24 protein-coding genes are annotated in these 26,041 nt (G+C 48.7%); 7 read left to right on the top strand and 17 right to left on the bottom strand.

The window, feature by feature from the left end; all coding sequences use genetic code 11:
• Positions 1-58: 58 nt before the first annotated feature.
• From HCX92_RS08640 to leuC, 8 genes are all read right to left on the bottom strand, one after another.
• The gene (locus HCX92_RS08640) at positions 59-1,750 is read right to left on the bottom strand and encodes a TRAP transporter large permease subunit (protein ID WP_169294541.1); all 1,692 of its coding nucleotides are present in this window, start codon (positions 1,748-1,750) and stop codon (positions 59-61) included.
• A gap of 2 nt (positions 1,751-1,752) precedes the next feature.
• Positions 1,753-2,361, bottom strand: coding sequence for a TRAP transporter small permease subunit (locus HCX92_RS08645; RefSeq protein ID WP_169294542.1), 609 nt, complete (start codon positions 2,359-2,361; stop codon positions 1,753-1,755).
• 235 nt (positions 2,362-2,596) lie between these two features.
• A complete protein-coding gene (gene truA / locus HCX92_RS08650; RefSeq protein WP_169294543.1) occupies positions 2,597-3,427 on the bottom strand; it encodes a tRNA pseudouridine(38-40) synthase TruA in 831 nt (276 codons plus the stop codon).
• Positions 3,428-3,435: 8 nt separating this feature from the next.
• On the bottom strand, positions 3,436-3,636 hold the full coding sequence (locus HCX92_RS08655; RefSeq protein WP_169294544.1) for a hypothetical protein: 201 nt from the start codon (positions 3,634-3,636) through the stop codon (positions 3,436-3,438).
• Between the two features lie 2 nt (positions 3,637-3,638).
• Positions 3,639-4,769 carry an aspartate-semialdehyde dehydrogenase gene (asd, locus tag HCX92_RS08660; protein WP_169294545.1) on the bottom strand — a complete coding sequence of 377 codons (1,131 nt, stop codon included), beginning with the start codon at positions 4,767-4,769 and terminating at the stop codon, positions 3,639-3,641.
• 127 nt (positions 4,770-4,896) lie between these two features.
• Complete coding sequence (gene leuB / locus HCX92_RS08665; RefSeq protein WP_169294546.1) at positions 4,897-5,973, bottom strand: 3-isopropylmalate dehydrogenase; 1,077 nt, start codon at positions 5,971-5,973, stop codon at positions 4,897-4,899.
• A gap of 12 nt (positions 5,974-5,985) precedes the next feature.
• Positions 5,986-6,642: a 3-isopropylmalate dehydratase small subunit gene (gene leuD / locus HCX92_RS08670; protein ID WP_169294547.1), complete on the bottom strand. Its 657-nt coding sequence runs from the start codon at positions 6,640-6,642 to the stop codon at positions 5,986-5,988.
• Between the two features lie 5 nt (positions 6,643-6,647).
• Positions 6,648-8,051 carry a 3-isopropylmalate dehydratase large subunit gene (gene leuC, locus HCX92_RS08675; protein WP_169294548.1) on the bottom strand — a complete coding sequence of 468 codons (1,404 nt, stop codon included), beginning with the start codon at positions 8,049-8,051 and terminating at the stop codon, positions 6,648-6,650.
• 362 nt (positions 8,052-8,413) lie between these two features.
• Here leuC and HCX92_RS08680 point away from each other — a divergent pair, with 362 nt between their 5' ends.
• Both HCX92_RS08680 and fahA read left to right on the top strand, forming a co-directional pair.
• Positions 8,414-9,730 carry an aspartate aminotransferase family protein gene (locus HCX92_RS08680; RefSeq protein WP_169294549.1) on the top strand — a complete coding sequence of 439 codons (1,317 nt, stop codon included), beginning with the start codon at positions 8,414-8,416 and terminating at the stop codon, positions 9,728-9,730.
• A gap of 251 nt (positions 9,731-9,981) precedes the next feature.
• Complete coding sequence (fahA, locus tag HCX92_RS08685; RefSeq protein ID WP_169294550.1) at positions 9,982-11,301, top strand: fumarylacetoacetase; 1,320 nt, start codon at positions 9,982-9,984, stop codon at positions 11,299-11,301.
• 78 nt (positions 11,302-11,379) lie between these two features.
• Here fahA and aroC read toward each other — a convergent pair whose 3' ends face one another.
• The 3 genes from aroC to HCX92_RS08700 are packed head-to-tail and all read right to left on the bottom strand — an operon-like array spanning position 11,380 to position 14,357.
• Positions 11,380-12,438, bottom strand: coding sequence for a chorismate synthase (aroC, locus tag HCX92_RS08690; RefSeq protein ID WP_169294551.1), 1,059 nt, complete (start codon positions 12,436-12,438; stop codon positions 11,380-11,382).
• A gap of 50 nt (positions 12,439-12,488) precedes the next feature.
• Positions 12,489-13,973 (bottom strand): YdiU family protein, encoded by a 1,485-nt coding sequence (locus HCX92_RS08695; RefSeq protein ID WP_169294552.1) that lies wholly within the window; start codon positions 13,971-13,973, stop codon positions 12,489-12,491.
• A 3-nt stretch (positions 13,974-13,976) separates the two neighbouring features.
• Positions 13,977-14,357 carry a DUF2069 domain-containing protein gene (locus HCX92_RS08700; protein ID WP_169294706.1) on the bottom strand — a complete coding sequence of 127 codons (381 nt, stop codon included), beginning with the start codon at positions 14,355-14,357 and terminating at the stop codon, positions 13,977-13,979.
• A gap of 180 nt (positions 14,358-14,537) precedes the next feature.
• Between HCX92_RS08700 and HCX92_RS08705 the strand changes: the two genes are divergently transcribed.
• Both HCX92_RS08705 and HCX92_RS08710 read left to right on the top strand, forming a co-directional pair.
• Positions 14,538-15,851 carry a YihY family inner membrane protein gene (locus HCX92_RS08705; protein ID WP_169294553.1) on the top strand — a complete coding sequence of 438 codons (1,314 nt, stop codon included), beginning with the start codon at positions 14,538-14,540 and terminating at the stop codon, positions 15,849-15,851.
• Between the two features lie 238 nt (positions 15,852-16,089).
• Positions 16,090-16,545, top strand: a complete 456-nt coding sequence (locus tag HCX92_RS08710) for a CBS domain-containing protein (RefSeq protein ID WP_169294554.1) — start codon at positions 16,090-16,092, stop codon at positions 16,543-16,545.
• Positions 16,546-16,671: 126 nt separating this feature from the next.
• Here the strand turns inward: HCX92_RS08710 and HCX92_RS08715 are convergent, their stop codons facing one another.
• On the bottom strand, positions 16,672-17,742 hold the full coding sequence (locus HCX92_RS08715; RefSeq protein ID WP_169294555.1) for a DUF6817 domain-containing protein: 1,071 nt from the start codon (positions 17,740-17,742) through the stop codon (positions 16,672-16,674).
• Positions 17,743-17,975: 233 nt separating this feature from the next.
• Between HCX92_RS08715 and HCX92_RS08720 the strand changes: the two genes are divergently transcribed.
• Both HCX92_RS08720 and HCX92_RS08725 read left to right on the top strand, forming a co-directional pair.
• Positions 17,976-18,794 carry a MetQ/NlpA family ABC transporter substrate-binding protein gene (locus HCX92_RS08720; RefSeq protein WP_169294556.1) on the top strand — a complete coding sequence of 273 codons (819 nt, stop codon included), beginning with the start codon at positions 17,976-17,978 and terminating at the stop codon, positions 18,792-18,794.
• 295 nt (positions 18,795-19,089) lie between these two features.
• Entirely contained in the window at positions 19,090-19,326 is a 237-nt protein-coding gene (locus HCX92_RS08725) for a hypothetical protein (protein WP_169294557.1), read from the top strand.
• Positions 19,327-19,373: 47 nt separating this feature from the next.
• Here the strand turns inward: HCX92_RS08725 and HCX92_RS08730 are convergent, their stop codons facing one another.
• From HCX92_RS08730 to HCX92_RS08750, 5 genes are all read right to left on the bottom strand, one after another.
• Positions 19,374-20,897 carry an aldehyde dehydrogenase family protein gene (locus HCX92_RS08730; RefSeq protein WP_169294558.1) on the bottom strand — a complete coding sequence of 508 codons (1,524 nt, stop codon included), beginning with the start codon at positions 20,895-20,897 and terminating at the stop codon, positions 19,374-19,376.
• 299 nt (positions 20,898-21,196) lie between these two features.
• Positions 21,197-22,048, bottom strand: a complete 852-nt coding sequence (locus tag HCX92_RS08735) for a fumarylacetoacetate hydrolase family protein (protein ID WP_169294559.1) — start codon at positions 22,046-22,048, stop codon at positions 21,197-21,199.
• Between the two features lie 39 nt (positions 22,049-22,087).
• A complete protein-coding gene (locus tag HCX92_RS08740) occupies positions 22,088-22,843 on the bottom strand; it encodes an IclR family transcriptional regulator (RefSeq protein ID WP_169294560.1) in 756 nt (251 codons plus the stop codon).
• A gap of 10 nt (positions 22,844-22,853) precedes the next feature.
• Entirely contained in the window at positions 22,854-24,347 is a 1,494-nt protein-coding gene (locus tag HCX92_RS08745) for a bifunctional 3-(3-hydroxy-phenyl)propionate/3-hydroxycinnamic acid hydroxylase (RefSeq protein ID WP_169294561.1), read from the bottom strand.
• 4 nt (positions 24,348-24,351) lie between these two features.
• Positions 24,352-24,903 carry a VOC family protein gene (locus HCX92_RS08750; protein ID WP_169294562.1) on the bottom strand — a complete coding sequence of 184 codons (552 nt, stop codon included), beginning with the start codon at positions 24,901-24,903 and terminating at the stop codon, positions 24,352-24,354.
• A 149-nt stretch (positions 24,904-25,052) separates the two neighbouring features.
• Between HCX92_RS08750 and HCX92_RS08755 the strand changes: the two genes are divergently transcribed.
• A complete protein-coding gene (locus HCX92_RS08755) occupies positions 25,053-26,033 on the top strand; it encodes a tripartite tricarboxylate transporter substrate binding protein (protein ID WP_169294563.1) in 981 nt (326 codons plus the stop codon).
• The last annotated feature ends 8 nt before the right edge of the window (positions 26,034-26,041 follow it).

Raw genomic sequence — 26,041 nt, forward strand, 5'->3', positions numbered from 1 at the left:
AGACCAGCCGGTGCCTGCACAGAGACTCGAACCCGGCTGGCACTCGGCTTGACAGCTTCTACTTGAAGGCATCGGCAGGACTGGAAAAACCGTCTCCGCCATACGGACTAGGTGAACCGTAAGGATCCGAACCGTAAGAACCGGCACCGCTATCAATAATGATCGTACTTGGATCAACACCGGAGCCCTGCCCTTTGTAGTGCATGACCACATCAGGCCAGTACATGACCAAGGCCACCATCAGCAACTGGATAACAATAAAGGCGATGGAGCCCTTGTAGATATCCCCGGTTGTTACCTTGGTAATCAGCTTGCCGGTTATTTTGTCTATGTAATCATCCTTGGCTGCCACTGAACGCAGGTAAAAGAGGGCAAATCCAAACGGCGGATGAATAAACGATGTTTGCATATTCACGGCCAGTAACACCCCGAACCAGATCAAATCAATGCCCATGCTTTCTGCAACAGGACCCAATAACGGTACCACGATAAAAGCCAGCTCGAAAAAGTCCAGGAAGAATGCCAGGAAGAAAACGGCAATACTGACAACAACCAGAAAGCCAAACTGCCCACCAGGCAATGACTCAAACAGGTGATGAACCCAGACCTGGCCCCCAAACCCGGTAAAAGTAAGGGTGAAGATGGTTGAACCCACCAGAATAAACACCACAAAACTGGTGATTTTGGTGGTGGTTTCCATAGCCTGTTTCAAAAGATCCAGACTTAACCTGCCCCGCGACATGGCCAGCAAAATGGAGCCAACCGCCCCCATCGCGCCACCTTCTGTTGGCGTGGCCACCCCGATAAAGATGGTTCCAAGCACCAGGAAAATCAGGAACATGGGAGGAACCATCACAAAGATCACCCGTTCGGCAATACGGGACAGCAAACCTAAACGAAGAAACTTATTAACCAGGGCAATCACAAAAGCAATCACGCCCCACAACAATAGGGAAACCACCACTTTTTCATCAACGGGTGCACTCTCGTTCACCAGAATGCTATCCAGATAATAGGCAGCGGCAGAAGCAATTAATGTGACCACCAGCAGGGACTTAAGCCCCCGGCTGCCATTGGGCTCATTATAAACACGTGCCTCTTCTGGCAAAGCGGGTGCCGATGAGGGCTTGATAATGGATGAAACAATAATATATAAAATGTATGCGCCCGTTAGCAAAAAGCCAGGCACAATGGCGCCGCGGTACATATCACCAATTGAACGGCCAAGCTGATCGGCCAGAACGATAAGCACCAGAGACGGTGGAATGATTTGCGATAAGGTTCCCGAAGCGGCAATAACACCGGTTGCCAGCTTGCGATCATAGCCATAACGCAACATGATGGGCAGGGAAATCAAGCCCATGGAAATGACCGATGCGGAAACCACCCCGGTGGTGGCCGCCAGCATGGCTCCCACGACAACAACGGCAATGGCAAGACCTCCGCGGATGGGGCCAAACAATTGGCCAATCGTCTCAAGCAGGTCTTCGGCCATCCCCGATCGTTCAAGCACAAGCCCCATTAAAGTAAAGAACGGTACCGCCAGCAGGGAGTCATTTTGTACAATGCCAAAAATACGTTCAGGCAAGGCCTGAAGGAAGGCAAAGGTAAACTCTCCCATGAAAATACCCAGCAAACAGTACAAAATACCGTTTGCCGCCAGAGAAAATGCGACCGGAAAGCCTAACAGCAAAAAGCCAATCAGGGTCAGGAACATGATTGGCGGCATGTTATTGATGATGAATTCCATGCTTATTTCGCTCCTGCCTGCTGATCACGTTGTGCTGCTTCACGGGCAATTTCTTCCGCCAGCAACTCTTCTGCTGATTTGGTGTTTTGACGAGCCAATGGATTTGGCCCCTGACCAGTAAGAAAAGCCGCGCATTTTATCAGATGGGAAATACCGGCTAATGCCAGCAATAGAAAACCAAGCGGAATTAACAGTTTTATTGGCCAGCGAACCAAACCACCTGTATTGGAAGACTGCTCCAGCGTCTCATATGACAGCATAAAAAACGGCCATGACAGATAAATAATCAAGCCACAGACGGGAAGCATGAACAGAAACACGCAAACCAGGTCAATAGTGACCTGCGCACGTTCGGACATACGCTGTGAAAGAATATCAACACGTACGTGCTCGTTTTTCAGGAAAGTGTAGCCAGCGGCAAGCAAAAAGATGGCGCCAAACAAATACCACTGAATCTCAAGCCAGGCATTGGAGCTAAGATGAAACACTTTGCGAAAAACGGCATTTCCGGCACTAATCACCACCACCACCAACGTTAACCAGGTAACAAACTTGCCGGTAAAGGTATTGAGTGAATCAATCAGCCGTGAAATGGAAAGTAAAAAACCCATAAAGCTCTCAATTGTGAAACATAAATCTATTGATACCCAGGCGTAAACATCTTGAAAAAGATGCTTGCTGAATATATTTTATAAACCTGCCTCGGATGCATTCGGAGATGCAAGATGATAACTGATTAAACACATCTTGTAAGCTGAGATTAACCCTTGGCACAATTTTAATTTGACAAACCAGAATTGCCATGGAATTTTTTTCACGAAAACATACACCCCGCTTGGGTTTTCCTTAAGACTGAAGTAAAGAAAATAAAGGCTGGTCAATATTGAACTGACTGAATGAATTCAGGCCATATTCTTCGGGGTAATCAACATGAGCCAAATACAAGCCATCTGACATAAAGGTGGGCGCCGCAAATTTGCGATCTTTTTCCTGAAGCAAGGAGGCGACCCACTCGCTAGGAAAACGCCCTTTTCCCACATACACCAAAGAGCCGATAATATTGCGCACCATGTGATGTAAAAAAGCATTGGCTTTTAAGGTAAAGACAATAAAAGTACCCTGCTTTTCTATCTTCAGCAATTCCATGGTTCTGACCGGGCTGGCCGCCTGGCACTGGGATGAGCGAAAACTGCTGAAATCATGCGTACCCACCAGGTGTTCAGCTGCCTTGCACATGGCCTCAAGGTTCAAGGGATGAAAATCCCAGCCTGCCCTGCCGACCCAATGCGGTGACAAGATGCGTTCGTTCCTGAGTACATACACATAAGTCCTGGAACGGGCGGAAAAGCGAGCATTGAAATCCGGAGCCACTTCTTTGGCCCAACGTACCGAAATACTATCGGGCAACAAAGCATTCAGCCCCCTGACCCAGGATTCATCACGACGCACAGCCTGTGTATCTATGTGAACGACCTGGGAAAGTGCGTGTACACCGGTATCTGTGCGTCCGGCACAAATAGTGGGGGTTAACTGCGTTGTGAACTGACGTAATGCTGCTTCAAGTTTATCTTGTACCGTTTGACCGTTTGGCTGGGTTTGCCAGCCATAATAAGGGGTGCCATGATAGGCTACCCCCAAGGCGATCCTTTTTAATGGCGATTCGTTTTGAATATCCATAAACAGGCTTACTTGCTCTCTGGAGAATCAAGGTCAAGATTGATTTTTTCCAGTTTAGCCTTTAATTGTTCATCAGACATCATTTTCGGTTGCTGTGCGGCCTTCTTTTTAAGGACCGCAATCGCCACCGCAGGCACAATGAGCATGACAAGACAAACTGCAATAATCAAGACGGCCGTTTCATTGGCCATCCAGGCTGGTAAATTCATGACTACAGCTCACCAATCGCAATACGCAGCATACGGCGCAAAGGCTCCGCAGCACCCCACAACAACTGGTCACCCACGGTAAAGGCGCTTAGGTACTCAGGACCCATGGACATTTTACGCAATCTGCCAACAGGAATATCCAAAGTGCCGGTAGTTGCAACCGGCGTTAACAATTCCATGGATGCTTCTTTGGTATTGGGCACGACTTTGGCCCACTGTGTACCCTGCTTAAGGATATCGGTGATTTCATCCAGGGGAACATCGCGTTTGAGCTTGATGGTTAAAGCCTGACTATGACAACGCATGGCGCCAATCCGCACACACAAACCGTCGATGCGGACGGGGTCACTACCAAAAGCCTCACCACGGCCAAGAATTTTATTGGTCTCGGCTTCGGCCTTCCACTCTTCCCGGGACTGCCCGTTCTCAAGGTCTTTGTCAATCCAGGGGATCAGGTTGCCGGCCAATGGCACGCAAAAGTTTTCCTGCGGCAGAGCATCATCTTTCTGGGCCGCCAGCAGCTGACGATCAATTTCCAGAATGGCTGAGGCAGGATCGTCCAGCAGGGGTTTAACCGATGCATTGAGCAAGCCGAATTGCGTGATGAGTTCGCGCATGTGTTTGGCACCACCACCGGAAGCCGCCTGGTAAGTCATGCTGGTCATCCATTCAATCAGGTCTTGCTGGAACAAACCGGCCAGACCCATTAGCATGCAGCTGACCGTGCAGTTGCCACCAATGAAGTTTTTAACGCCTTTGGCAAGCGCGGCATCAATTACGCCACGGTTAACCGGGTCAAGTACAATAATGGCATCATCTTTCATGCGCAATGAGCTGGCAGCATCAATCCAGATGCCATCCCAACCGGCAGCGCGCAACTTGGGAAATACTTCTGTCGTGTAGTCTCCGCCCTGTGCCGTCAGAATAATGGGCAGTTTCTTGAGCGCCTCGATATCGTAGGCATTTTGCAAGGGATCTGCGCCTTGCGCCCAGTCAGGTGCAGAACCGCCCGCATTACTGGTAGAGAAAAAAACAGGATTAATAAGATTGAAATCCCCTTCATCACGCATACGCTGCATGAGAACAGAACCGACCATCCCGCGCCAACCGACCAAACCGACAGATTGTGTCATTTTTAACTCACAAAATTTCAAATTACAAAAAATTCAGACAACAAAAGGGACACTGTCACGCTAGTGGATTTCCACCTTCGCAACAAGCCCCTCTTGATTGTTTAAGTGCTTATATTACAACACTATATCAGCTTAATGCCTTCAATACAGCATCCCCCATTTGAGAAGTTGAAACTTTTTCCGTTCCCTCTTCATAAATGTCGGCTGTACGCAACCCTTGAGCCAGTACCTGGCGGACGGCCTCTTCAATTTTGTCTGCCGCTGCGGATTCATTTAATGAATAACGCAGCAACATGGCAGCCGACAGAATAGTTGCCAGTGGGTTGGCAATATTTTGACCGGCAATATCCGGTGCAGAACCATGGCTGGGTTCATACAGACCCTGGTTGGACGCATTCAGGGAAGCCGATGGTAACATGCCAATGGAGCCTGTCAACATGGCGGCTTCATCAGACAGAATATCACCGAACAGGTTGCCGGTAACGATCACGTCAAACTCTTTGGGTGCACGAACCAGCTGCATGGCGGCATTATCGACATACATATGGGACAGTGCGACGTCCGGATACTGTTTGGAAACATCAATCATGATGTCACGCCAGAACTGGGAAGTTTCCAGTACATTGGCCTTGTCAACGCTGCATAATTTGCCGTTACGCTTGCGGGCTGCCTCAAAAGCGATTTTGGCAATCCGGCGCACTTCGGTTTCGGCGTAACGCATGGTGTCAAAGCCTTCCTGCTCACCCTTGAAAGCACCATCTTCAGCAGTACGAACGCCACGTGGCGTACCGAAATAAATATCGCCGGTAAGTTCACGGACAATCAGGATATCCAGGCCGGAAACCACTTCTGGCTTAAGGGAAGAGGCATTGGCCAACTGCGGATACAGAATGGCCGGACGCAGATTGGCGAACAACCCCATGTTTTTACGCAAGCCAAGAATCGCCTGTTCGGGACGATGCTCACGTGGCAGGGAATCATATTTCCAGTCACCCACTGCACCAAACAGGATGGCATTTGAATTTTTTGCCAACTTCAGTGTTGAGGGTGGCAAAGGATGCCCGAATTGGTCGTAAGCGGCACCACCAACAGGTGCCTCTTCAAGTGCAATATCAAGGTTAAGCGCAGTGAGCACGCGCACAGCCTGATCTACAATTTCTTTTCCAATGCCATCACCTGGCAAGACTGCAATTTTATAAGTCATGTAAATATCCTGTTATTTAACCAAGCCGGCATTGCCTTCAAGCCATGGATGGCGGGCAAGACGCTCTGCCTCGAATGCCCTGATTTTATCTGCTTTTTGCAGGGTCAGACTGATATCGTCGAACCCGTTCAGCAAACAGTATTTACGGAACTCGTCAATCTGGAAGGACATTTCACGGCCATCAGGCGCAATCACGACCTGACGCTCCAGATCGATACGCAGTTTATAGCCGGAAAAACCTTTAACTTCATCAAACAGGCGAGACACTTCCAGCTCTGACAGCACAATGGGCAACAAACCATTCTTGAAACTGTTATTGAAGAAAATATCCGCAAAAGACGGGGCAATGATCGCCTTGAAACCGAATTGCGTAAGCGCCCAGGGAGCATGCTCACGGCTTGAACCGCAACCAAAGTTTTTACGGGCAAGCAAAATTGAAGCACCTTGGTAACGGGGCTGATTCAAGACAAAATCGGGGTTCAGCGGCCGTTTGCTGTTATCCATGCCCGGTTCGCCATGATCCAGATAACGCAATTCATCGAACAGGTTGGGACCAAAACCGGTACGTTTGATGGACTTCAGAAACTGCTTGGGAATGATCAGGTCTGTGTCCACATTCTCACGGTCCAAGGGGGCTACCAGGCCTTCATGTGTAGTAAAAGCTTCCATTTCGGTTATCCTAATTTTCTGACGTCAACAAAATGACCGGCGATTGCGGCGGCGGCGGCCATGGCAGGGCTGACAAGGTGAGTACGGCCACCCTGACCCTGACGGCCTTCAAAGTTCCGGTTTGAAGTTGAGGCACAACGTTCACCTGGCTCAAGACGGTCGGCATTCATGGCCAGACACATTGAGCACCCTGGCTCACGCCACTCGAAACCGGCTTCAATAAAGATTTTATCGAGGCCTTCCTGTTCTGCCTGTTTCTTGACCAGACCGGAACCGGGCACCACCATGGCCTGGATAACGTTTGAGGCCACATGTTTGCCACGTGCCACCTTGGCAGCTGCACGCAGGTCTTCGATACGGGAGTTGGTACAGGAACCGATGAAAACACGGTCGACACGAACATCCTGGATAGGCGTATTGGGTTTCAGACCCATATATTCAAGTGCGCGCTCCATGCCGCTGCGGCGCACGTCATCTTTTTCCTTGTCAGGATCGGGAATGCGATCTTCGATGGAGAGCACCATTTCAGGTGAAGTACCCCAGGTAACCTGTGGTTTGATATCTTTAGCATTGATTTCAACTACCGTATCAAACTTGGCACCTTCATCAGAGTGCAATGTTTTCCAGTATTTAACGGCTTCATCCCATAAAACACCGGTTGGTGAATAAGGACGGCCACGGAAGTATTCAATGGTTTTTTCATCAACGGCGACCATGCCTGAACGGGCACCTGCCTCGATGGCCATATTGCACACGGTCATGCGGCCTTCAATGGACAGGGAGCGAATGGTGCTGCCGGCAAATTCGATGGCATGACCGGTACCACCAGCAGTTCCAATCACCCCAATAATATGCAATACCACGTCTTTCGCGGTACAGCCAAAAGGCAGCTCACCTTCCACTTTGATGAGCATGTTTTTGTTCTTTTTCATCAGCAGAGTCTGGGTAGCCAAAACGTGCTCAACCTCAGAAGTACCAATACCAAAAGCCAGGGCACCCATCGCACCATGTGTACTGGTGTGCGAATCGCCACACACTACCGTCATGCCGGGCAAGGTTGCACCCTGTTCTGGACCAATCACGTGCACGATTCCCTGACGCAGGTCATTCATGCGGAATTCGGTGATGCCAAAAGTTTCACAGTTTTGATCCAGGGTATCAACCTGCAATTTGGAAACCGGATCTGCAATACCTTCTGCCCTGTCTTTGGTGGGTACGTTGTGGTCAGCCACTGCCAGGTTGGCGCTTAAACGCCATGGTTTGCGCCCGGCAAGCGTCAAACCCTCGAAGGCCTGTGGACTGGTTACTTCATGCAACAATTGACGGTCTATGTACAATAAACAAGTACCGTCTTCTCCCTGGTCTACGACATGGGCATCCCAGAGTTTATCGTAAAGTGTTTGCGCCATTTTTTTCTCCGCACAACTAAATGAATAGCTTTGTTGGGTTGACAAAAACCTTTTCATCAACATTGACAATAATTATCGCTGATTGTCAGCACTTAACAAGCTCATTATTTATACTAGTATTTATACTACTATAAATAAAATATTCATCACTCATACACAAGGCACCGGGTCTTGCGCATTCAACAGTCTCTACCCGTCAAACTGTTGCAAAACAATCACATAGCTCAATCTTATAGGTAAAACCCGCCTGTTTTTCCAGATTGACAGCATGTCATAATGCACAGGTAAATTGCAGATAATAAATTTTTTTTCATATCAGACAAAACACCTTTCATCAATCACGCACTTTTCGGAGTAAAGCCATGCGCCAGACACCCGATCTTTCCCATTTTTGGATGCCCTTTACCGCCAATAAAAACTTCAAGGCGGCACCTCGCCTGCTCAAGGCGGCTAAAGGCATGTATTACACGTCTATCGATGATCGACAAATACTGGATGGCTGTGCCGGTTTATGGTGTGTGAATGCCGGGCATGGCCGTGAGGAAATAACCCAGGCCATGATTGAACAAATTAATACACTTGATTATGCGCCCGGTTTCCAGATGGGGCACCCCATCGCGTTTGAAGCAGCCCAGGCAGTCGCCGAGTTCATGCCAGAGGGAATCAACAAAATTTTCTTTACCAACTCTGGTTCGGAAGCTGTGGACACGGCCCTGAAAATCGCCCTGGCCTATCATCGAGCCAACAACGAGCCAACCCGCTCCCGCTTGATTGGCCGTGAACGCGGATATCATGGGGTTGGCTTTGGAGGCATTTCAGTCGGTGGCATCAGCGCCAATCGAAAAACCTTTTCCAATAGCCTGCTGCCCCAGGTCGATCACTTGCCCCATACACACCATCTGGAACACAATGCCTATAGTAAAGGACAACCTGCCTGGGGCGCACACCTTGCTGATGAGCTTGAAAATATCATCGCCCTGCATGATGCCTCCACCATTGCCGCAGTCATTGTGGAACCCATTGCCGGCTCTACAGGGGTGTTGATACCACCCAAAGGTTATCTGGAACGATTACGTGAAATCACCCGTAAACATGGCATTTTATTGATCTTTGATGAGGTCATTACCGGCTTTGGGCGCTTGGGTACGGCCACTGCCAGTGAATATTTTGGCGTCACCCCCGACCTCATCACCCTGGCCAAAGGCCTTAGTAATGCCGCTGCACCAGTGGGTGCGGTAGCTGCCCACGAAAACATTTACAACACGATCCTCAATCATTCCGCAGGAGGCATCGAACTCTTTCACGGCTATACTTACTCGGGACACCCCCTGTCTGCTGCCGCTGTCAAGGCAACCCTGGAACTGTACACAAACGCGCGTATTTTTGAAAATGCACAGGCAATGAGTGGCGTATTTGAACAGGCCGCACATGCCTTGAAAGGCTTCCCGCATGTTTTGGACATACGCAACCTTGGCCTGGTGGCGGGTATCGAGCTAAAACCGAGGGAAGGAGCCCCAGGCGCCCGAGCCGCTGAAGTTTTCCAGAAATGCTACGAACAAGGGGTCCTGCTGCGTTACACCGGCGATATTATTGCCATTTCGCCTCCGCTCATTATTAATGAAGAGCAAATCACACAGATATTCAATGTCCTTGGCAATGTCCTGAAACAAGTGGATTAAAAATCCATCATCAATCATCCATAAAGCTGAACGGAGCAGATTTTTCCAGCAGCAGCCAGACTTACCTCTGGCTGTTTTTTTACTTATCCGGTAAAGTATCATCTGTTACGGTTTTATCCGTTACACTAAGCCAGACAACAAAACGCAGTACCATGCAGGAAAACCCTTATTCGCTTTTTTCACAGAGACCCCCTTATAATGGTTGCGTTTTCAACTATAAGTTCAAACTCTTTTTAAATTTATTCAAACGCATGACAACACTGAACGAGACACATAATCCCCAACTGCAAAGCTGGGTTGAATCAGCCAACATCCCCGGCAACGGTTTTCCCATCCAGAATTTGCCTTTTGCCTCTTTTCGCAAAGCTGGCTCACAAGAGTCCTTCCGTCCTGGTGTTGCCATTGGTGATCAAATCGTTGATCTGGCCGCACTGGCAAACCTGAACCTGTTTGAAGGCAAAGCCCAAGAGGCCCTGAATGCCTGCCGTGGCACTCACCTGAACGAACTGATGGCCCTGGGCCAGGAATACTGGTCTGCATTACGCCTGGCCCTGTCACGCGCCCTGCGAAGCGGGTCTGATTTGCAAGCCAGCATCCAGCCACTGCTGGTTCCCCAGGCCGATGCCGAATACACCACAGCGGCAAAAATTGGCGATTACACCGATTTTTATATTTCTGTCCATCACGCCACCGCTGTTGGCAAACAATTCCGTCCCGACAATCCTTTATTACCCAACTACAAATGGATTCCCATTGGCTACCACGGACGCGCCTCCAGCATTGGTGTATCGGGTCAGCAATTTCATCGTCCGGTTGGCCAATTGCGTCCTGCTACCGAAGGCGGAAAGCCCGAACTCAGCCCTTGCAAACGTCTTGATTACGAACTTGAACTGGGTGTCTTCATTGGCAGTGGCAACGAACTGGGTCACCGCATCAAAATAGAAGATGCCCCCAAACACATCTTTGGCCTGTGCATTCTGAATGACTGGTCTGCCCGCGATTTGCAAGCCTGGGAATACCAGCCACTGGGTCCATTCCTGGCCAAAAACTTTGCCAGCACGATTTCTCCGTGGGTCGTTACCACCGAAGCCCTGGCTCCCTTCCAGACTGCTTTCTCTCATCCCACTGAAGACCCTCAGCCCCTTGAGTACCTGAGCTCTGAAGAAAACAGCAAGGCCGGTGCCTATGATCTGAAACTGGACGTTCTGATCAGCACCGAAAAATCGCGCAGCAGCAATCAGCAACCGGCAAAACTGGCCAGCAGCAACTTCAAGGATGCCTACTGGACCATTGCCCAAATGGTTACACACCACACTGTTAACGGCTGTAATCTGCAACCCGGAGACCTGCTGGGCTCAGGTACCCTGTCGGGCCCCAACCCCGAAGAGGCGGGTTCCTTGCTGGAAATGAGCGAAGGTGGGAAAAAACCCATCGAGCTGCCCTGGGGTGAGAAACGCACCTTCCTGGAAGATGGTGATGAAATCATTATCAAAGGCGTTTGCCGGAAAGAAGGTTATCCCGATATCAGCCTGGGTTCTGTGTCTGGAACCGTGCTGAAAGCCTTGTTCTAATCGCGCTTTCAAATGAAAAAGGACGGTATTCAAACCGTCCTTTTTCATTGACTGCCAATAATGGTCTGCAACCGGCAATTAGCAGCGATAAGCCCGCTGCCTGAGTGCGTGATCGATTAAAACCAGTGCCAGCAAAGCCTCGGCAATTGGCGTTGCACGAATTCCCACGCAAGGATCGTGCCTGCCCAAGGTTTGCACCATGACCGGCTCACCGGCCTTGTTCAGCGATTTTCGTTCAATACGGATACTGGAGGTTGGTTTGATGGCCAAAGACACCGTAATATCCTGACCGGTAGAAATACCACCCAGAATACCCCCCGCATGATTGCTTAAATAACCATCAGGCGTCAATTCGTCACCATGCTCGGAACCGCGCTGGGCCACAGACTCGAAACCGGCTCCGATAGAAACCCCTTTCACGGCATTCAATCCCATCATGGCATGGGCAATATCGGCATCAAGGCGATCATAAATGGGTTCGCCCCAGCCAGCAGGCAGGTTTTGGGCCACCACTTCTATGCGTGCCCCAATAGAGTCACCATCCCGTCTCAATTCATCCATGTAACTTTCCAGCTCGGGAACCAGGCTTTGGTTAGCCGCAAAAAACGGATTATTGGCAACATGGTCCCAGGAATCGAAAGGAATTTCGACAGGACCCAACTGGCTCATGTAACCACGGATAAGCGTGCCGAATTCTTGTTTAAGCCATTTTTTGGCCACCGCACCGGCCGCCACCGTGGGCGCGGTCAAGCGGGCTGAGGAGCGTCCGCCGCCTCGCGGGTCGCGAATACCGTACTTTTTCCAGTAAGTAATATCTGCATGACCAGGACGGAAGGTATCCGAAATGGCCGAATAATCTTTGCTGCGCTGGTCCTGATTACGAATAAGCAGCCCTATGGGTGTGCCTGTGGTTTTACCTTCATAAACACCCGACAGGATTTCTACCTGATCGGGTTCCTGGCGTTGAGTCACGTGCCGTGAAGTCCCGGGCCTGCGCCTGTCCAGTTCCAGCTGGATATCTTCCGCTGACAATTCCAGACCGGCCGGGCAGCCATCAATAACACAACCAATGGCCGGTCCATGCGACTCGCCAAAATTGCTGACCGTAAAAATTTTTCCTAATGTATTACCTGACATTTTATTCTCTTATCCAAATTGTTTTTATTTCTGTTGTTCATGTATCTTACTCAAGAAGAACAGCTTACCGCAATCTCATTGGCCCAATCGGGTGGCAAGGCGGCAAATTGCTCCATGCCCGCGTGTTCCACAAACGGGTTTCTTAACACCGTTAACAGGTTTTCAATGGTGGCCGGATTTTTACGCTTGGCATCCCAAATCGCCTTTTCGGCCAGATAATTTCGCAACACATATAAGGGATTCACCGCGTTCATGCCATCCACCCGTTCTGCTTCGTTTCCTGAAATACCGGCGATACGCGCCTTATATTGCTGCAACCATTGCTGCGCGGCAGATTTGTCAGAAAAAAGACCCAGAAAACGGGAGTCATCGTGCATGACCTCGGACAAATACCTGAAACTTAAAGTGAAATCAGCCTTTTGGGCATGCAGCATCTGCCACCACTGTTCCAGCAGTTGTTCATCATCTTCCTGCCATTGCACCAGCCCCATTTTGCGTATCAATTTCTCACGGAAAGTGGCGGTAAAAACTGGCTCATAGCGATCAAGACATTCGGTAAGCGCCTCTTGGGGAACTCCCAATGAGACAAAGCAATTGGCCAAACGGTATAAATTCCACAAACCTACTGATGCCTGTTGATTCCAGGCGTACCGGCCTTCGCTATCAGAGTGGTTGCAAATATGGTTGGCCTGGAAGCCGTCCATGAAGCCATACGGACCATAATCAATGGTTAAGCCCAAAATGGACATGTTGTCGGTATTCATGACGCCATGACAAAACCCGACACACAGCCAGTCTGCCATGAGTACGGCGGTACGTTTGATGACGCTATCAAGGAAACCACACACCATGGCCGGCAAATCGGCATCGCTTTGTGCCACCTTGACTTCATCGGCAAAAAAATGACTGACCACATAATTCAGCAACTCACGCAACAGGTCTGGACGGCGATTGGCATACCAGTGCTCGAAAGAACCAAAACGGACAAAGCTGGGGGCCACCCGCGTGACGATGGCGGCTGTTTCGGTGGTTTCACGATAAACCGGATCATCAGACTCGGTAATGCATAAGGCCAGCGTGGTGGGAATACACAGACCCACCATGGCGGCACTGGCCAGATATTCACGCACTGAAGAGCGTAAAACAGCGCGACCGTCTCCCATACGGGAATAAGGAGTAAGCCCGGCACCCTTTAACTGCAACTCCCAGTCGCAGGGCTTACCAGTGTCATCGTGCCCTGCCACGGCACCCAGCAAATGCGCCCTGCCATCACCCAGCTGCCCGGCCCATACGCCAAACTGGTGACCACTGTAGACGGCAGATAGGGTGACACCACCTGGCAATGGTGCATTACCGGACATGATTTGCAGGAACTCATCACTTTCGGTTTGGGCTTTATCAAGACCCAGCAAGCCTGCCACATCGTTATTGACATGCAACAGGGATGGATTATTCAGACCACGTGGCTGCAGCCGGGTATAAAACTCGGGTGACAGTTGGGCAAAACTATTACTGACCGGCAATTGGGCAAACATATTTTATTTACCCTGTTTCTTGGTGGCACGGGCCACTTTCTTGGCCGGGCGAACGTATAGAATGGCACTTGCAAACACAAGCAATGAAAGCAGGGTTTCAGCCATGCCCAGATACATTGAGGTGGTACTTATATCGGAATACCAACGCACGGTGCCCTCCATAATATAAAGCAGGACCAGCATGGAAGACCATTGCATGGTGTATAAATTGCCTTTATAAACACCATATAGGGGGAAAATAAGCGGTAAGGCTTTCAGGACATAAATACTGCCCCCCGGCACCAGCGGGTCAAGCACCAGCTCCCATAGCACGCATAGCAGCAACAAAGCCAACAGACTGGCAAAACAAATATAACGATAGACCGGGTTCAGCGTGACCATCATGGGATGGTTGACAGAATAAACGGGGCTATCAGGTTCTGGAGAAGAAATTACAGGTGCTGGCACAAAAATACTCAATCATCATGTGGACGTTAATTACTGTATTATAAGCGCAGCCTGACTTAAAGGACGGTGATAATCTTGTTATACTGCCTTTAAATTGGCCACCTCCCTTACTTTTTCATGAAAACCAAAGACAAGCAAAACTATCTGGATCAGGAAGAGCACCTGGAGCAAAAGCAGGAAGCCCTGGAAGTACAAGAAGAACAGGAGCAGCTTTCCCAGTTCACCCGGCAATCCCGGTTGCTGTTTTACAGGGACGCCGTTCTGTTTGCTTTTACCCGACTGATGCGTGACAATCTCACACAAGTTGCTTCCAGTCTGACATTTACCACCGTACTGGCCATTGTTCCCCTGCTGGCGGTTATCCTGTCCCTTTTCACCGCCTTTCCGCTATTCACCGACTTCAAGGAATCACTGGATGCCTTCCTGACCAACAATCTTATGCCTCCCTCGATGTCGGAAAACATCATGAGTTACCTGAATACGTTTGCCCAACAGGCAAGCCGGCTGACTACTATCGGGGTGGGTTTCCTGATTGTTACCTCCATTATGCTGATGATGACGATAGACGAGGCCCTGAACAAAATATGGCATATCCGTCGACAACGACCAATTTCCCAACGTATCCTGGTTTATTGGGCCATCCTGTCACTGGGCCCCATCATGCTGGGTGCCAGTCTGTGGGCAACAGCCTTTCTGGCCCGGGAAAAATTTGGCCTTACCGATGATCTTTCACTGTTAAGCAGTATTCTGGTTTCCTTGATCCCCATTCTGCTGTCAGTCATTGGCTTTACCTTATTATATTTGGTCGCCCCCAATGGCAAGGTTGCCTTAAAAGATGCCCTGATCGGTGGCTTTACCACCGCTCTTTTGCTGGAAATCATGAAAGCCGGCTTCACTTATTACATTACCCGCTTTCCTTCCTATACGCTTATTTATGGTACTTTTGCCACGATCCCGCTTTTTTTATTATGGATTTACCTGTCCTGGCTGGTTGTGTTGTTTGGCGCCTCGGTCACGGCCATTGCCCCACAAATCCGGCTTGGCAGCTTCCAGCACAATATTCTTCCAGGCACCCGGTTTATGGCTGCCATTCGTGTTTTACGTCTGCTTCATGCCACCCGTGATGACAATCCACCCGGCCGAAGCACTGCCTTTCTTGCTTCTTCGCTAAAAATCAATCAGGACGAGTTGCCCGAAGTATTGGATCCGCTACAGGCAATGGGTTACATCGTTAACACAACGGGCAAAAGATCTGAACGTTGGGCACTGGCCAGCAGTGAAAAGGCCAGCCTAACGGCTCTGTCCAATTATTTTCTGTTTGACCGGCAAGCCAACCCTTTACATGACGAACCCGAAATCCGCGAGGCCATTCCCGCACTCATTCTGAGCGACGATAGTGTCAAATTGGGCGACATCATTAAAAAACCATAAAGAATCCAAGACAATGCCAGTATTCAATACACCTAGGTATTAATACTGGCAAAACCACTGTTTCCATGTCGCCCTGCAGCCATACGCGAAAATTTAACTTTAAAAGACCCCTTGTATGGTGTACATTTCTATATATCAAATTTCATTTATTACCGTAAAAGCAGCTAGGTCCGTTTAAGCGGCTTTCAAAAGCACTTAAATTATAAAAATACAGCTGGCAAGTATCAGGGAGAGCAATATGTTGAAAATCAGTGAAGTTCTGCGCGTTAAAGGCAATACGCTTTATACCGCCACACCAGATCAAACCGTTGCCCAGGCAATTGAAACCATGAGCATTCATGATATTGGCTCTTTGGTTATTATGGAACAGGGCCAACTGGCCGGGATGCTTACATTCCGTGAGATCATCCGCCATCTTAGTGACAACAACCATCAGGCGGGTAACACTACCATTCGGAAAATCATGGATGATGCGCCCGTTAGCGTTTCACCCAATACCAATGCCAATGAAGTACAGCGCTTAATGCTTGAGCATCATGCCAGGTATGTGCCTGTCATGGATGGTCCTACCCTGCTGGGTGTGATTTCTTTTTACGATATGGCACGCGCCATTCTTGAGGCACAAAAATTTGAAAACTCCATGCTCAAGGCCTATATTCGTGACTGGCCCTCAGGCACACCGGAAGAAGAATAAGCATTAACCGGATTTTCAGACAATCTGTTACCACAAGAAACTCGAAACTCGTTCCCACGCTCCAGCGTGGGAATGCAGCTCTACCCACGTAGACGTCCCCACGCAAGAGCATGGGGACGAGAAGACCTACTCTACCAAACCCAAACCATTCAAAGCGCCCAGGCTCTTGGGCCATTCACGGTTACGCGCATGTTGCAATAAAATACGTGCCCAGGCAATCCATGCCTCCCAGGCAATCCGCTTGTCCCAGGCCAGGCCCCATGACTGCAAGGCTTGCAAACCGGCCAAAGCCTGTGTCTCGGCCGTTTCAAAATCACCACCAGTCAGTGCCAACTGTGCCAATAACAAACGCGGTTCACCCACATAGGGGTTATGGTCTATCACCGACTCAAGCATGAGCCTGGCCGTGACGCTTTCGGTCAAGGGATGCATGCGGGTAATTACCTGCCAGTATAAGGCCGCGGCTGCCGCTTCATCCTTGCGCTCAAGTACGCCCTGCCCTTGCCGGAAAGCGGGTGGAACAGGGATCCCGGTATCTGTTGGCATTGCCTGCAATATATTGACCAGACGTGACAGCATATGCAAAATATTGGCTGGCGGTTTCAATGGTCCTGGCCACATGGAAGCGACCCAATACGGTGCCAGCTCGCGTTTTTGCTGATAAGGATAACCGGAAAAAATTTCATCCTGCCAGCTATGCCATTGCTCGCCAACATCTGCCACCGTCATCACTATAAAAGCGGCTACCTGGCGTGGTGTGAGGTGAGTGATTTCACCCTTGTCATCTTCCAAATCAAGGCCTTCAGGACCTGTTCCCTGTCCATCCAGCACCGCCTGAACAAAACGGGTGCGTGAGATGGCACAAAACAGACTCACCCATGACTCTGCTTCCTCACCAATCAGGTCTCGTAGTGTTGCCCGTTCCTTTTCACGATTGAACAAGGTCAGATTGACATACTCATTGCCATATACACTATGAAACAAGCCAAGCATCCGTACTTCCCTGGGCTGCTCCCACAGACATAAAGCACGATACACCCCCAGCAAATGATGTTTAAAGGTACCGGCCTTGTGCCAATCCTCACTGGCACTGCGTGCAAACAGCACTTCAAGCAACTGGGGCAAATCGGCATCAATCGCTGCATAATTGTCAGCTAACAGATCAGGAACATAACGATGCAATTCGGGTAATGACATAAGCCTTTCACTCAATTAATTAAAACTACCTGAATGGGTAATTGTATAAGCAAGGATTTTAATCCAATATATATTTCCAATGGTTATATTCATATAATAAATAAATTCTTATTGCATTTATTCCTTGTGGTTATAATTTTAGCCAAAATAAGGCAAAAATCTTATAACGATTTATTTGCTAATTTAACCCTCTGTTTTTCTATCATTCACTTTCCAACCGGGATTTATAAAAAATGACTATTTTTCACGCCGCTATAAAGCTGAAAAAAACACTGCTTTGCGCAACATTAACACTAGGCCTGAGCACCGCACCCCTGGCTTTTGCACAGGAAGCCCTCCTGAAAGTGGGGGTTACGGTTGGTCCTCACGCCCAAATTAGTGAAGTAGCTCGCCAGGTTGCCGAAAAACAGGGTTTGCAAGTCAAATTGATCGAATTCAGTGACTTCATCCAGCCCAATGCTGCCCTTGATACCAAGGAAATTGACCTGAATATCTATCAGCATCGTCCATTCATGAATGCCCAGAACAGTGCCCGTGGTTATAAACTGGTCCCTGTTGCCGATGCCGTTGTGCAATTGATGGGGATTTACTCAAGTCGCCATAACAATCTGGATGAATTACCGTCTGGCGCCACCATTGCCATTCCGAATGATCCCAGCAATGGTGCCCGTGCCCTACTGGTTTTGCAGGCCGCCAGGCTCATTAAGCTGAAAGAAGGCGTAACCACAACCGCTTCACTCTTCGATATTGAAGAAAATCCCAAAAAACTTAAATTCATCGAAATTGAAGCCGCACAATTGCCGCACTCATTAAAAGACGTGGATGCCGCTGCCGTTAACTCGGCCTATGCCATTCCTGCCGGCCTTGACCCCGCCAAAGACACCCTGGCACTTGAGGATGAAAAAGCCGATTTCGCCGTGGTGGTGATTGCCGCCCGGGAAGATAACAAGGATGACCCGCGGGTTGCCCGTTTTATCAAGGCTTACCAATCCGATGAAGTCAAAGCATTTGTTGAGAAAACATTCCCAGGGGCTTACTTTACCGCCTGGTAATACCCGGTTCACTCCGCATGGAAATGCTGACTGACCTACGTAGGCGTTCCCACGCTGGAGCATGGGAACAAGAAAGGCCAAAAGGAGCATTGATCCGCCCCCTGCTTACTCGTTTACTCGCTCCCATGCTCCAGCATTACTCGTTCCCATGCTCCAGCGTGGGAACGCAAACCGTCAAGCTCCCAAAAAGCACGCTAATAACCATAAAGATATATATAAATTGAGAATTTGTATTTAATAATTTTAGCTGCTCCCCTTACACTGGCAACAAGATAACCAACAAAAAAGGCCGGGTATGAAAACGATTCATAAACTGCAAATACTGGCTGGCATACTTTTCTTTGCCCTTCTGGTCATGAGCTTTTCTGTTGCCGAGATTGCTACCGCACTGAACCAGGAAAGTGCCCTGACAGCCAAACAAATCCTTTTATTAACGGTGCATGGTATCTGGATCACTATCTGGTGCTTATGCATTCTTTTCACATTTCGGCTGACCTTAAAAAAAACCCCTGCCTTGGCAGGGGAACAATAAATTATTGTTGTTTTTTCTGGTTAATATCTTTATTCCACTATTAAAAACTAGAAAAAGCCCAAAGCCTTTGCACTATAGCTCACCAATAAACACTTGGTTTGCTGGTAATTCGCCAAAGCCATTTTATGGGTTTCCCGACCAATGCCCGATTGCTTGTAACCACCAAAAGCGGCATGCGCCGGGTATAAGTGATAGCAATTTGTCCATACCCTGCCGGCTTCTATACCCCTTCCCATCCGATAGGCACGTGTTCCGTCACGCGTCCAGACACCAGCCCCCAAACCATAGTAGCTGGCATTGGCAATTTCAAGCGCCTCTTCCTCATCTTTAAAAGTCGTTACCGAAGCAACGGGCCCGAAAATTTCTTCCTGGAAAATGCGCATATCATTTTTGCCCAGCAACATGGTTGGATTAATATAATAACCATCCTCCAGATTTCCCGGTCGATGACGGTCACCCCCTATCAGACAAACCGCACCCTCTTCCCGCCCGATATTAATGTAGGACATGATTTTATCCATCTGCATCCGGGATGCCTGCGCGCCTACCATCGTACCGGCCTCTAGCGGATTACCGGTCTTGATGGCCTGAACACGTTTGATGGCCTTTTCAATAAATGCATCATATATGGATTCCTGGATCAGGATTCGGGACGGGCAAGTACATACCTCACCCTGATTCAACGAAAACATGGCCAGTCCTTCCAGCGCCTTGTCCAGGAAAGAATCCGACTGATCCATCACATCGGCAAAGAAAATGTTCGGGCTTTTGCCACCCAGCTCAACAGTGGAAGGAATCAGGTTTTCTGCCGCAGCGTGCAAAATATGCTTGCCGGTTGCCGTTGAGCCGGTAAACGCAATTTTTGCAATACGTTTATTGGTTGCCAGGGCGTTACCGGCCTCTTTGCCAAAACCGTTAATCACATTGATCACACCCGGCGGGAAGAGATCTGCCGTCAACTCCATTAAAACCAGAATGGAAGCGGGGGTCTGCTCAGCCGGCTTCAAGACCACGCAGCAACCTGCGGCAAGCGCTGGAGCCAGTTTCCAGATAGCCATCAGGATCGGAAAGTTCCAGGGAATAATTTGACCTACGACACCCAATGGCTCTTGAAAATGATAGGCAACCGTGGTTTCATCAATTTCTGAAATAGTGCCTTCCTGGGCGCGAATACATCCGGCAAAATAACGTAAATGATCTATTGCCAGCGGCAAGTCGGCAGCCATGGTTTCACGAATGGGTTTGCCATTATCAATGGTTTCGGCCACAGCCAGCAACTGCAGGTTCTTTTCCATGCGGTCTGCCATGCGAAGCAACAAATTCGAGCGATCCATGACCGAGGTTTTCCCCCACGCACGTCGGGCAGCATGTGCCTTATCCAACGCCAGCTCGACATCTTCCGCACCCGATCGGGCAACCTGACAAAACGGCTTTCCGGTAATGGGAGAAATGTTCTCGAAATACTCGCCTGATACAGGCGCGACCCACTGACCTCCTATGAAATTGTCATACTGCTTTTTATAAGGATAAGCTACATCCAGACCAAACTGCTTCAATTCTGAAAGATCCATGTCATCTCCTTGGTGATGTTAAGTATTGGCACTTTCCCCCTACCGAAAAAGGGATTTCTTCTACGAGACACTTAGGCCCAAGTGCAGGAATAATCAGCATGACATCAAGTATTGTCAACCCCCTGTTACACACGCTGTCTTTCCTCTTATAACCGGTATCTTACAAGATTTTTAAAGACATTCAAGAAGTGAAAACACCAAGAAAAACAGCCGGCAAGCAGATTAACTTTCTGCTTGACGGCTGTTCCTGGAGACAGGTAATTGTAATTTTTTTTACAAAAACCTTTTACGGAAAACGCTTATTCAGCACTGATGGTATTGCGCAATACACCCACCGCATCCACTTCGATTTCCACCACATCACCCTCTTTCATGAATACAGGCGGATTACGCTTGGCACCCACACCACCTGGCGTACCCGTCACAATCACATCACCGGCATTCAACGGCAAAAATGAAGAAATATAGGCAATCTGCCTTGGAATACTGTGAATCAGAAATTTCGTTGTTGTACGCTGCATTTCCTGACCATTCAGTCTGGTAACCAGCGTTAATTCCTGACCGGGCTGGATTTCATCGGCAGTAACCAGCCATGGGCCGAAACCGCCGGTTTTCCAGAAGTTTTTGCCCGGACCCCATTGTGAAGTGGCTGTTTGCCAATCACGGATGCTACCATCGTTGTAACAGGCATAACCGGCAATATGATCCCATGCCTCTTCTTCTGAAATGCGACGACCACCTTTGCCAATCACAATGGCGATTTCACCTTCGTAATCCAGTTTGACCGATTCGGGAGGCAATACAATGCTGTCATTATGAGCGACCTGGGACTCAGCCACACGCAGGAAAATGGTGGGGGCCTCGGTCACTTCACGATTGGTTTCCTTAACGTGGTCTGCGTAATTCAGGCCAATACAGAAAATCTTGCCAGGCTCGGGAATTACGGGCAACAAATCCAGGTCCTCATAATCCAGCGTAGCAGGATTGTTTTCAAGTGCCTCTTGGACTGGTGAAAGATCGTTATTGCCCAGCAGGCTGGCCAGATCAGCAAAACGCCCTCCCAGCAATGGCCCCAGATCCAGCACTTTTTTCTCATCGGTAACCACACCGTAAGTATTTTTACCATTCAAAACAAAACTGATTAACTTCATCTCTCTTCCTTCTTCCTGTTTCTATATTGTTGAAAACCATTAAACCAAATTGTATGAAATACTCCGGGTGGCGCCTTCAAGCATCTCTTTCATTTTGAGAAAATCAACCACCTCAAATCGTGATAATTCAGCCACCAGTGACATGGCTCCCCACACACCCGGCTGCCCTTGCTTTTCAATGGGAATCGACAAAGCACCCAAATGAGATTCCAGCTCACCGGCAGAATAATAAAACCCCTGTTTTTTGATGCCTTGATAGTAAGCCCTGAAACCATTCCAATCTTCGGGCATACCCGATTTTTTCAGTTCTTCGGCGTGGCCATCATAAATTTTACGTAGCTGCCTGGTGGGCAGATGGGCCAGGATAACCTTTGGAGCCCCCCCCTGAAACAAGGGTCGTGGCATACCCCTGCCATAGCTGAGGAAAGTTTTCCCATTGCTTTTTTCATGATGCGAATCCAGCACCTGATCACCATAAAAGGCGGACAGCACGCACTCAAACCCGGTTTTGGCCACCAGCTCTTGCATAAGCGGAGCACTGGCGCGCAAGACCGGATCAGACTGCCGTACATAATAATCCATGACCAGTATGCGAGGACCAAAGGTATAACAAGATTCTGACTGATGGGTAAGCCATCCCGATTCCACCAGCATTTTCATATAGCGATAACAGGTTGGAATGGACACTTCCAGTTTCTGGGCAATATCTTCAACACTCCATATGGGAGTGGCTTCGGTAAAGAAATCCAGCACCATTAACATACGAACCAGACTGGAAGGGGATTTTTCACTCATCATAAAACCTTTAACTTAGACCGCAATAGGGCACTAATGACAACAATGCCTGTAATTGTGCCTCATTTTTACCCGTTCCCAGTACATAACGGTCCGGACGTAGCACAACAAAGTCCGCATTTTTGTCAGCCAGCCATTCTCCGACCTCTTTGCAGTCCATTTGCACCGGAACAATATCCATGTTTTCCGGCAACACACCTGTCAAGTTGGGAAGACTGGCCTGACTGGTATACAATATCGCAAAGCGGTTACCCACCAAATCATCCAGCGCAATGCCTTCCTCATTTTTAGGTTGGAAAAACAATTGCCCTCCTGCCTGTTGTTGTCCATCCCAAAGTCCTTCACCCAATTTGGAAACTGGCATAAAAAACTCACGACTGGCATCTTCACGGAATCTCCTGTCCCGCTCTGCCGCTTTTTCAGGATCCGTCGTCTGGATAATACTGCCCAAATAAACGGCCAATCCAATCACTTCATGCACATGCGCAGAACGTTCTGACTCGTAAGTATCGAGAATGACGTCACTGGCATTACCCGCAATAACTGCTTTCAGTTTCCAATAGAGGTTGGCAGCATCACGTATGCCGGCACACAAACCCTGCCCCAGAAAAGGTGGTGTCTGATGTGCGGCATCACCGGCCAGCATCAGGCGCCCTTTGCGCCAACCTTCTGCAATCAGTGAGTTAAAAGTATAAATGACGGCACGTTCCAGGTCCGCCTGCTCAGGGCTGATCCAGCGTTCCAGCATCTTCCAGATATTTTCAGGTTTGACCAATTCTTCCTGATTATCGTCTGGCATGACCATGATTTCCCAGCGACGGCGGTTACCCACCACATTGCAATAAGTCATGGGACGTGCCGGATCGCAATGCTGAATGGTGTAAGGTGACAATTGCACGTCTTCTTTGAGCAAGACATCAAAAACCAGCCACTGCTGACGCAAGCCAAGGTTTTCCATAGGGCTACCCATGGTTGTTCGTACAAATGAACGGGCACCATCACAACCCACGACATATTTGGCCTGATACTGTTCACTTGACTGGGTTTGATGGTTGTGTACGGTCAATACCACATGATCGTTCTGTTCCTGAAGCCCCGTCAGTTCCGACTTTAGTTTTACCGTTACATTTGGATGACTGGCCACTTTTTCCCGCAGCAAGACTTCCAGATGAGGTTGATGAAAATAATAGTTATTGGCACACCCATTAGGTCCATTCCCGGCACTGCCCGCACGAACCAGCAAGGTTTCTCCCTCGGCATTGAGAAAGTGCATGCCATGAATTCCTGGCCGGCTGATTTCAAGCACTTTATCTTTAAGACCCAGACTTTGGAAAATCCGCATGACTTCACCATCAAAATGAATGGCACGTGGCAAGGGATAAATAGCGGCCTCACGATCCAGCACCAACACCTTCAAACCTTCCTGACCCAGCAAACCGGCCAATGTGGCACCTACAGGTCCATAACCAATGATAGCCACATCATAGAGTTTTTTGTCTGTCATTCTCTTACACTCCCATCAACTGACGCATCTCTTCATGCCATTCGGAACGCAATTTGAATTTTGGATATTTGCGTGCGATAGCTTCGGCCTTGGCCATGATTTGCTCATCACTCAATTCAAGATCAATGGGTTCACGCAAAGGCTGGTCGCAATACCACGGGGTATCCATGAAAATTTCAAGCCGGTTACCTTCCGGATCACGGCAATAAACAGAAACGGCATTTCCATGGGTAACACACTGGATATCACTGACATCTTTGTGATTTTTTGCACGTGCATAAAAACGGCGCAGATTGTCCAGGTTGGGAACACGAAAGGAAATCTGGTTGATGAGATTGAATTGAAGGTTGTCCGGACGCCCGGTTGCCAATACCAGTTGGTGATGCTCTGCGGGATCACGACTTAAAAACACCAGTTGGGTATGCCCCAGATCACCTTTGTCGGTTTGAGTGAATTCAAACGTTTCCTTATAAAAAGCACTCATTTTTTCCAGGTCCTGCACATAAATACCCAGGTGGCTGAGAGAAAGCTGAATATTGTCTTTGGACTGTGTCATTTTGTCTCCTAAATGAAAATATCATTTAACGATAATTTGATTAAAATTAAACAAATATTATTTGATGTTTTTATTATATTATGATAATTTAATAAATATCAAGTTTTATTAAATTTAATCTGGACAACGACATACCTAAGGAGACAAACATGCGTTTCACGCTTAATAAACTTTCAAAGAAAATCACACTCGGACTAAGCCTGGGTCTTATCGCTTTAAGCGCGCAAGCGGCTTATCCCGATCGCCCCATTCGCATCATTACACCGTTTGCCCCCGGCACCGGCCCTGACACCAATGCTCGCGAAGTTGCGGCCGAGCTTCAAAAAAATCTGGGTGTCAGTGTTATTATTGACAACAAACCAGGTGCATCAGGAGCCATTGGCAACGCTGCTGCCGCTCAAGCCAAGCCTGACGGTTACACCTTATTGATTGGCTCAACCAGTACACTTTCCATTCAGCCACACCTTTATTCCACAAAAACTTATGATATTGAAAAAGATTTTGTGCCTGTGAGTTTGCTTGGCGTCATGAACACCGGCCTGATTGCCAGCCCGCAGGTGGCCGTTGAGGACGTGCAGGATCTGATTAAGAAATTGAAAGAAAATCCAGGGCAATTCAATGTTGCCACCATGGGAATCGGCAGTTATTCTCATTTGTCAGGCGAATGGTTTGGTTTTGACAGCGAAACCAAACCCGTTTTCATCCCTTACAGCACCACTAATCCGTTTAGCGATTTAATGGCAGGACAGGTGGATTTTTTATTTGACGCCCTGCCAGCGGCAGCTGGTGGTATTAAAACCGGAAAACTGAAATTGCTGGCGATTACCGGTGACGAACGCCACCCCAGCTTCCCCGATGTCCCCACATTCAAAGAAGTTGGCCTTGAAGACTATAGCCCCTTCGGTTGGCAAGGTTTGCTGGCACCGGCCGGTACACCGCCTGAAGCGCTGAAAGTGCTGGGAGAAGCCATGCAAAAGGTCAATGACAACAAAGAGCTGGCCGAGCGCTGGGAAAAAAGCTATATCGGAAAACTGGTCGGCAGCACACCAGAAGCGTTCAAAGACTTCATTTCTGAAGATAGTGAAAAATGGGAAAAAGTCATTAAACGTGCCAATATCAAGCTGGATTGATTGGCGGC

The organism is Advenella sp. EE-W14 (assembly GCF_012923605.1).
Taxonomy (GTDB): domain Bacteria; phylum Pseudomonadota; class Gammaproteobacteria; order Burkholderiales; family Burkholderiaceae_B; genus Advenella; species Advenella alkanexedens.

Bases quoted from the DNA above. Each gene is read 5' to 3' on its own strand.
- HCX92_RS08640 (WP_169294541.1), bottom strand. From the start codon at position 1,750: ATGGAATTCATCATCAATAACATGCCGCCAATCATGTTCCTGACCCTG.
- HCX92_RS08645 (WP_169294542.1), bottom strand. From the start codon at position 2,361: ATGGGTTTTTTACTTTCCATTTCACGGCTGATTGATTCACTCAATACC.
- truA (WP_169294543.1), bottom strand. From the start codon at position 3,427: ATGGATATTCAAAACGAATCGCCATTAAAAAGGATCGCCTTGGGGGTA.
- HCX92_RS08655 (WP_169294544.1), bottom strand. From the start codon at position 3,636: ATGAATTTACCAGCCTGGATGGCCAATGAAACGGCCGTCTTGATTATT.
- asd (WP_169294545.1), bottom strand. From the start codon at position 4,769: ATGACACAATCTGTCGGTTTGGTCGGTTGGCGCGGGATGGTCGGTTCT.
- leuB (WP_169294546.1), bottom strand. From the start codon at position 5,973: ATGACTTATAAAATTGCAGTCTTGCCAGGTGATGGCATTGGAAAAGAA.
- leuD (WP_169294547.1), bottom strand. From the start codon at position 6,642: ATGGAAGCTTTTACTACACATGAAGGCCTGGTAGCCCCCTTGGACCGT.
- leuC (WP_169294548.1), bottom strand. From the start codon at position 8,051: ATGGCGCAAACACTTTACGATAAACTCTGGGATGCCCATGTCGTAGAC.
- HCX92_RS08680 (WP_169294549.1), top strand. From the start codon at position 8,414: ATGCGCCAGACACCCGATCTTTCCCATTTTTGGATGCCCTTTACCGCC.
- fahA (WP_169294550.1), top strand. From the start codon at position 9,982: ATGACAACACTGAACGAGACACATAATCCCCAACTGCAAAGCTGGGTT.
- aroC (WP_169294551.1), bottom strand. From the start codon at position 12,438: ATGTCAGGTAATACATTAGGAAAAATTTTTACGGTCAGCAATTTTGGC.
- HCX92_RS08695 (WP_169294552.1), bottom strand. From the start codon at position 13,973: ATGTTTGCCCAATTGCCGGTCAGTAATAGTTTTGCCCAACTGTCACCC.
- HCX92_RS08700 (WP_169294706.1), bottom strand. From the start codon at position 14,357: ATGATGGTCACGCTGAACCCGGTCTATCGTTATATTTGTTTTGCCAGT.
- HCX92_RS08705 (WP_169294553.1), top strand. From the start codon at position 14,538: ATGAAAACCAAAGACAAGCAAAACTATCTGGATCAGGAAGAGCACCTG.
- HCX92_RS08710 (WP_169294554.1), top strand. From the start codon at position 16,090: ATGTTGAAAATCAGTGAAGTTCTGCGCGTTAAAGGCAATACGCTTTAT.
- HCX92_RS08715 (WP_169294555.1), bottom strand. From the start codon at position 17,742: ATGTCATTACCCGAATTGCATCGTTATGTTCCTGATCTGTTAGCTGAC.
- HCX92_RS08720 (WP_169294556.1), top strand. From the start codon at position 17,976: ATGACTATTTTTCACGCCGCTATAAAGCTGAAAAAAACACTGCTTTGC.
- HCX92_RS08725 (WP_169294557.1), top strand. From the start codon at position 19,090: ATGAAAACGATTCATAAACTGCAAATACTGGCTGGCATACTTTTCTTT.
- HCX92_RS08730 (WP_169294558.1), bottom strand. From the start codon at position 20,897: ATGGATCTTTCAGAATTGAAGCAGTTTGGTCTGGATGTAGCTTATCCT.
- HCX92_RS08735 (WP_169294559.1), bottom strand. From the start codon at position 22,048: ATGAAGTTAATCAGTTTTGTTTTGAATGGTAAAAATACTTACGGTGTG.
- HCX92_RS08740 (WP_169294560.1), bottom strand. From the start codon at position 22,843: ATGAGTGAAAAATCCCCTTCCAGTCTGGTTCGTATGTTAATGGTGCTG.
- HCX92_RS08745 (WP_169294561.1), bottom strand. From the start codon at position 24,347: ATGACAGACAAAAAACTCTATGATGTGGCTATCATTGGTTATGGACCT.
- HCX92_RS08750 (WP_169294562.1), bottom strand. From the start codon at position 24,903: ATGACACAGTCCAAAGACAATATTCAGCTTTCTCTCAGCCACCTGGGT.
- HCX92_RS08755 (WP_169294563.1), top strand. From the start codon at position 25,053: ATGCGTTTCACGCTTAATAAACTTTCAAAGAAAATCACACTCGGACTA.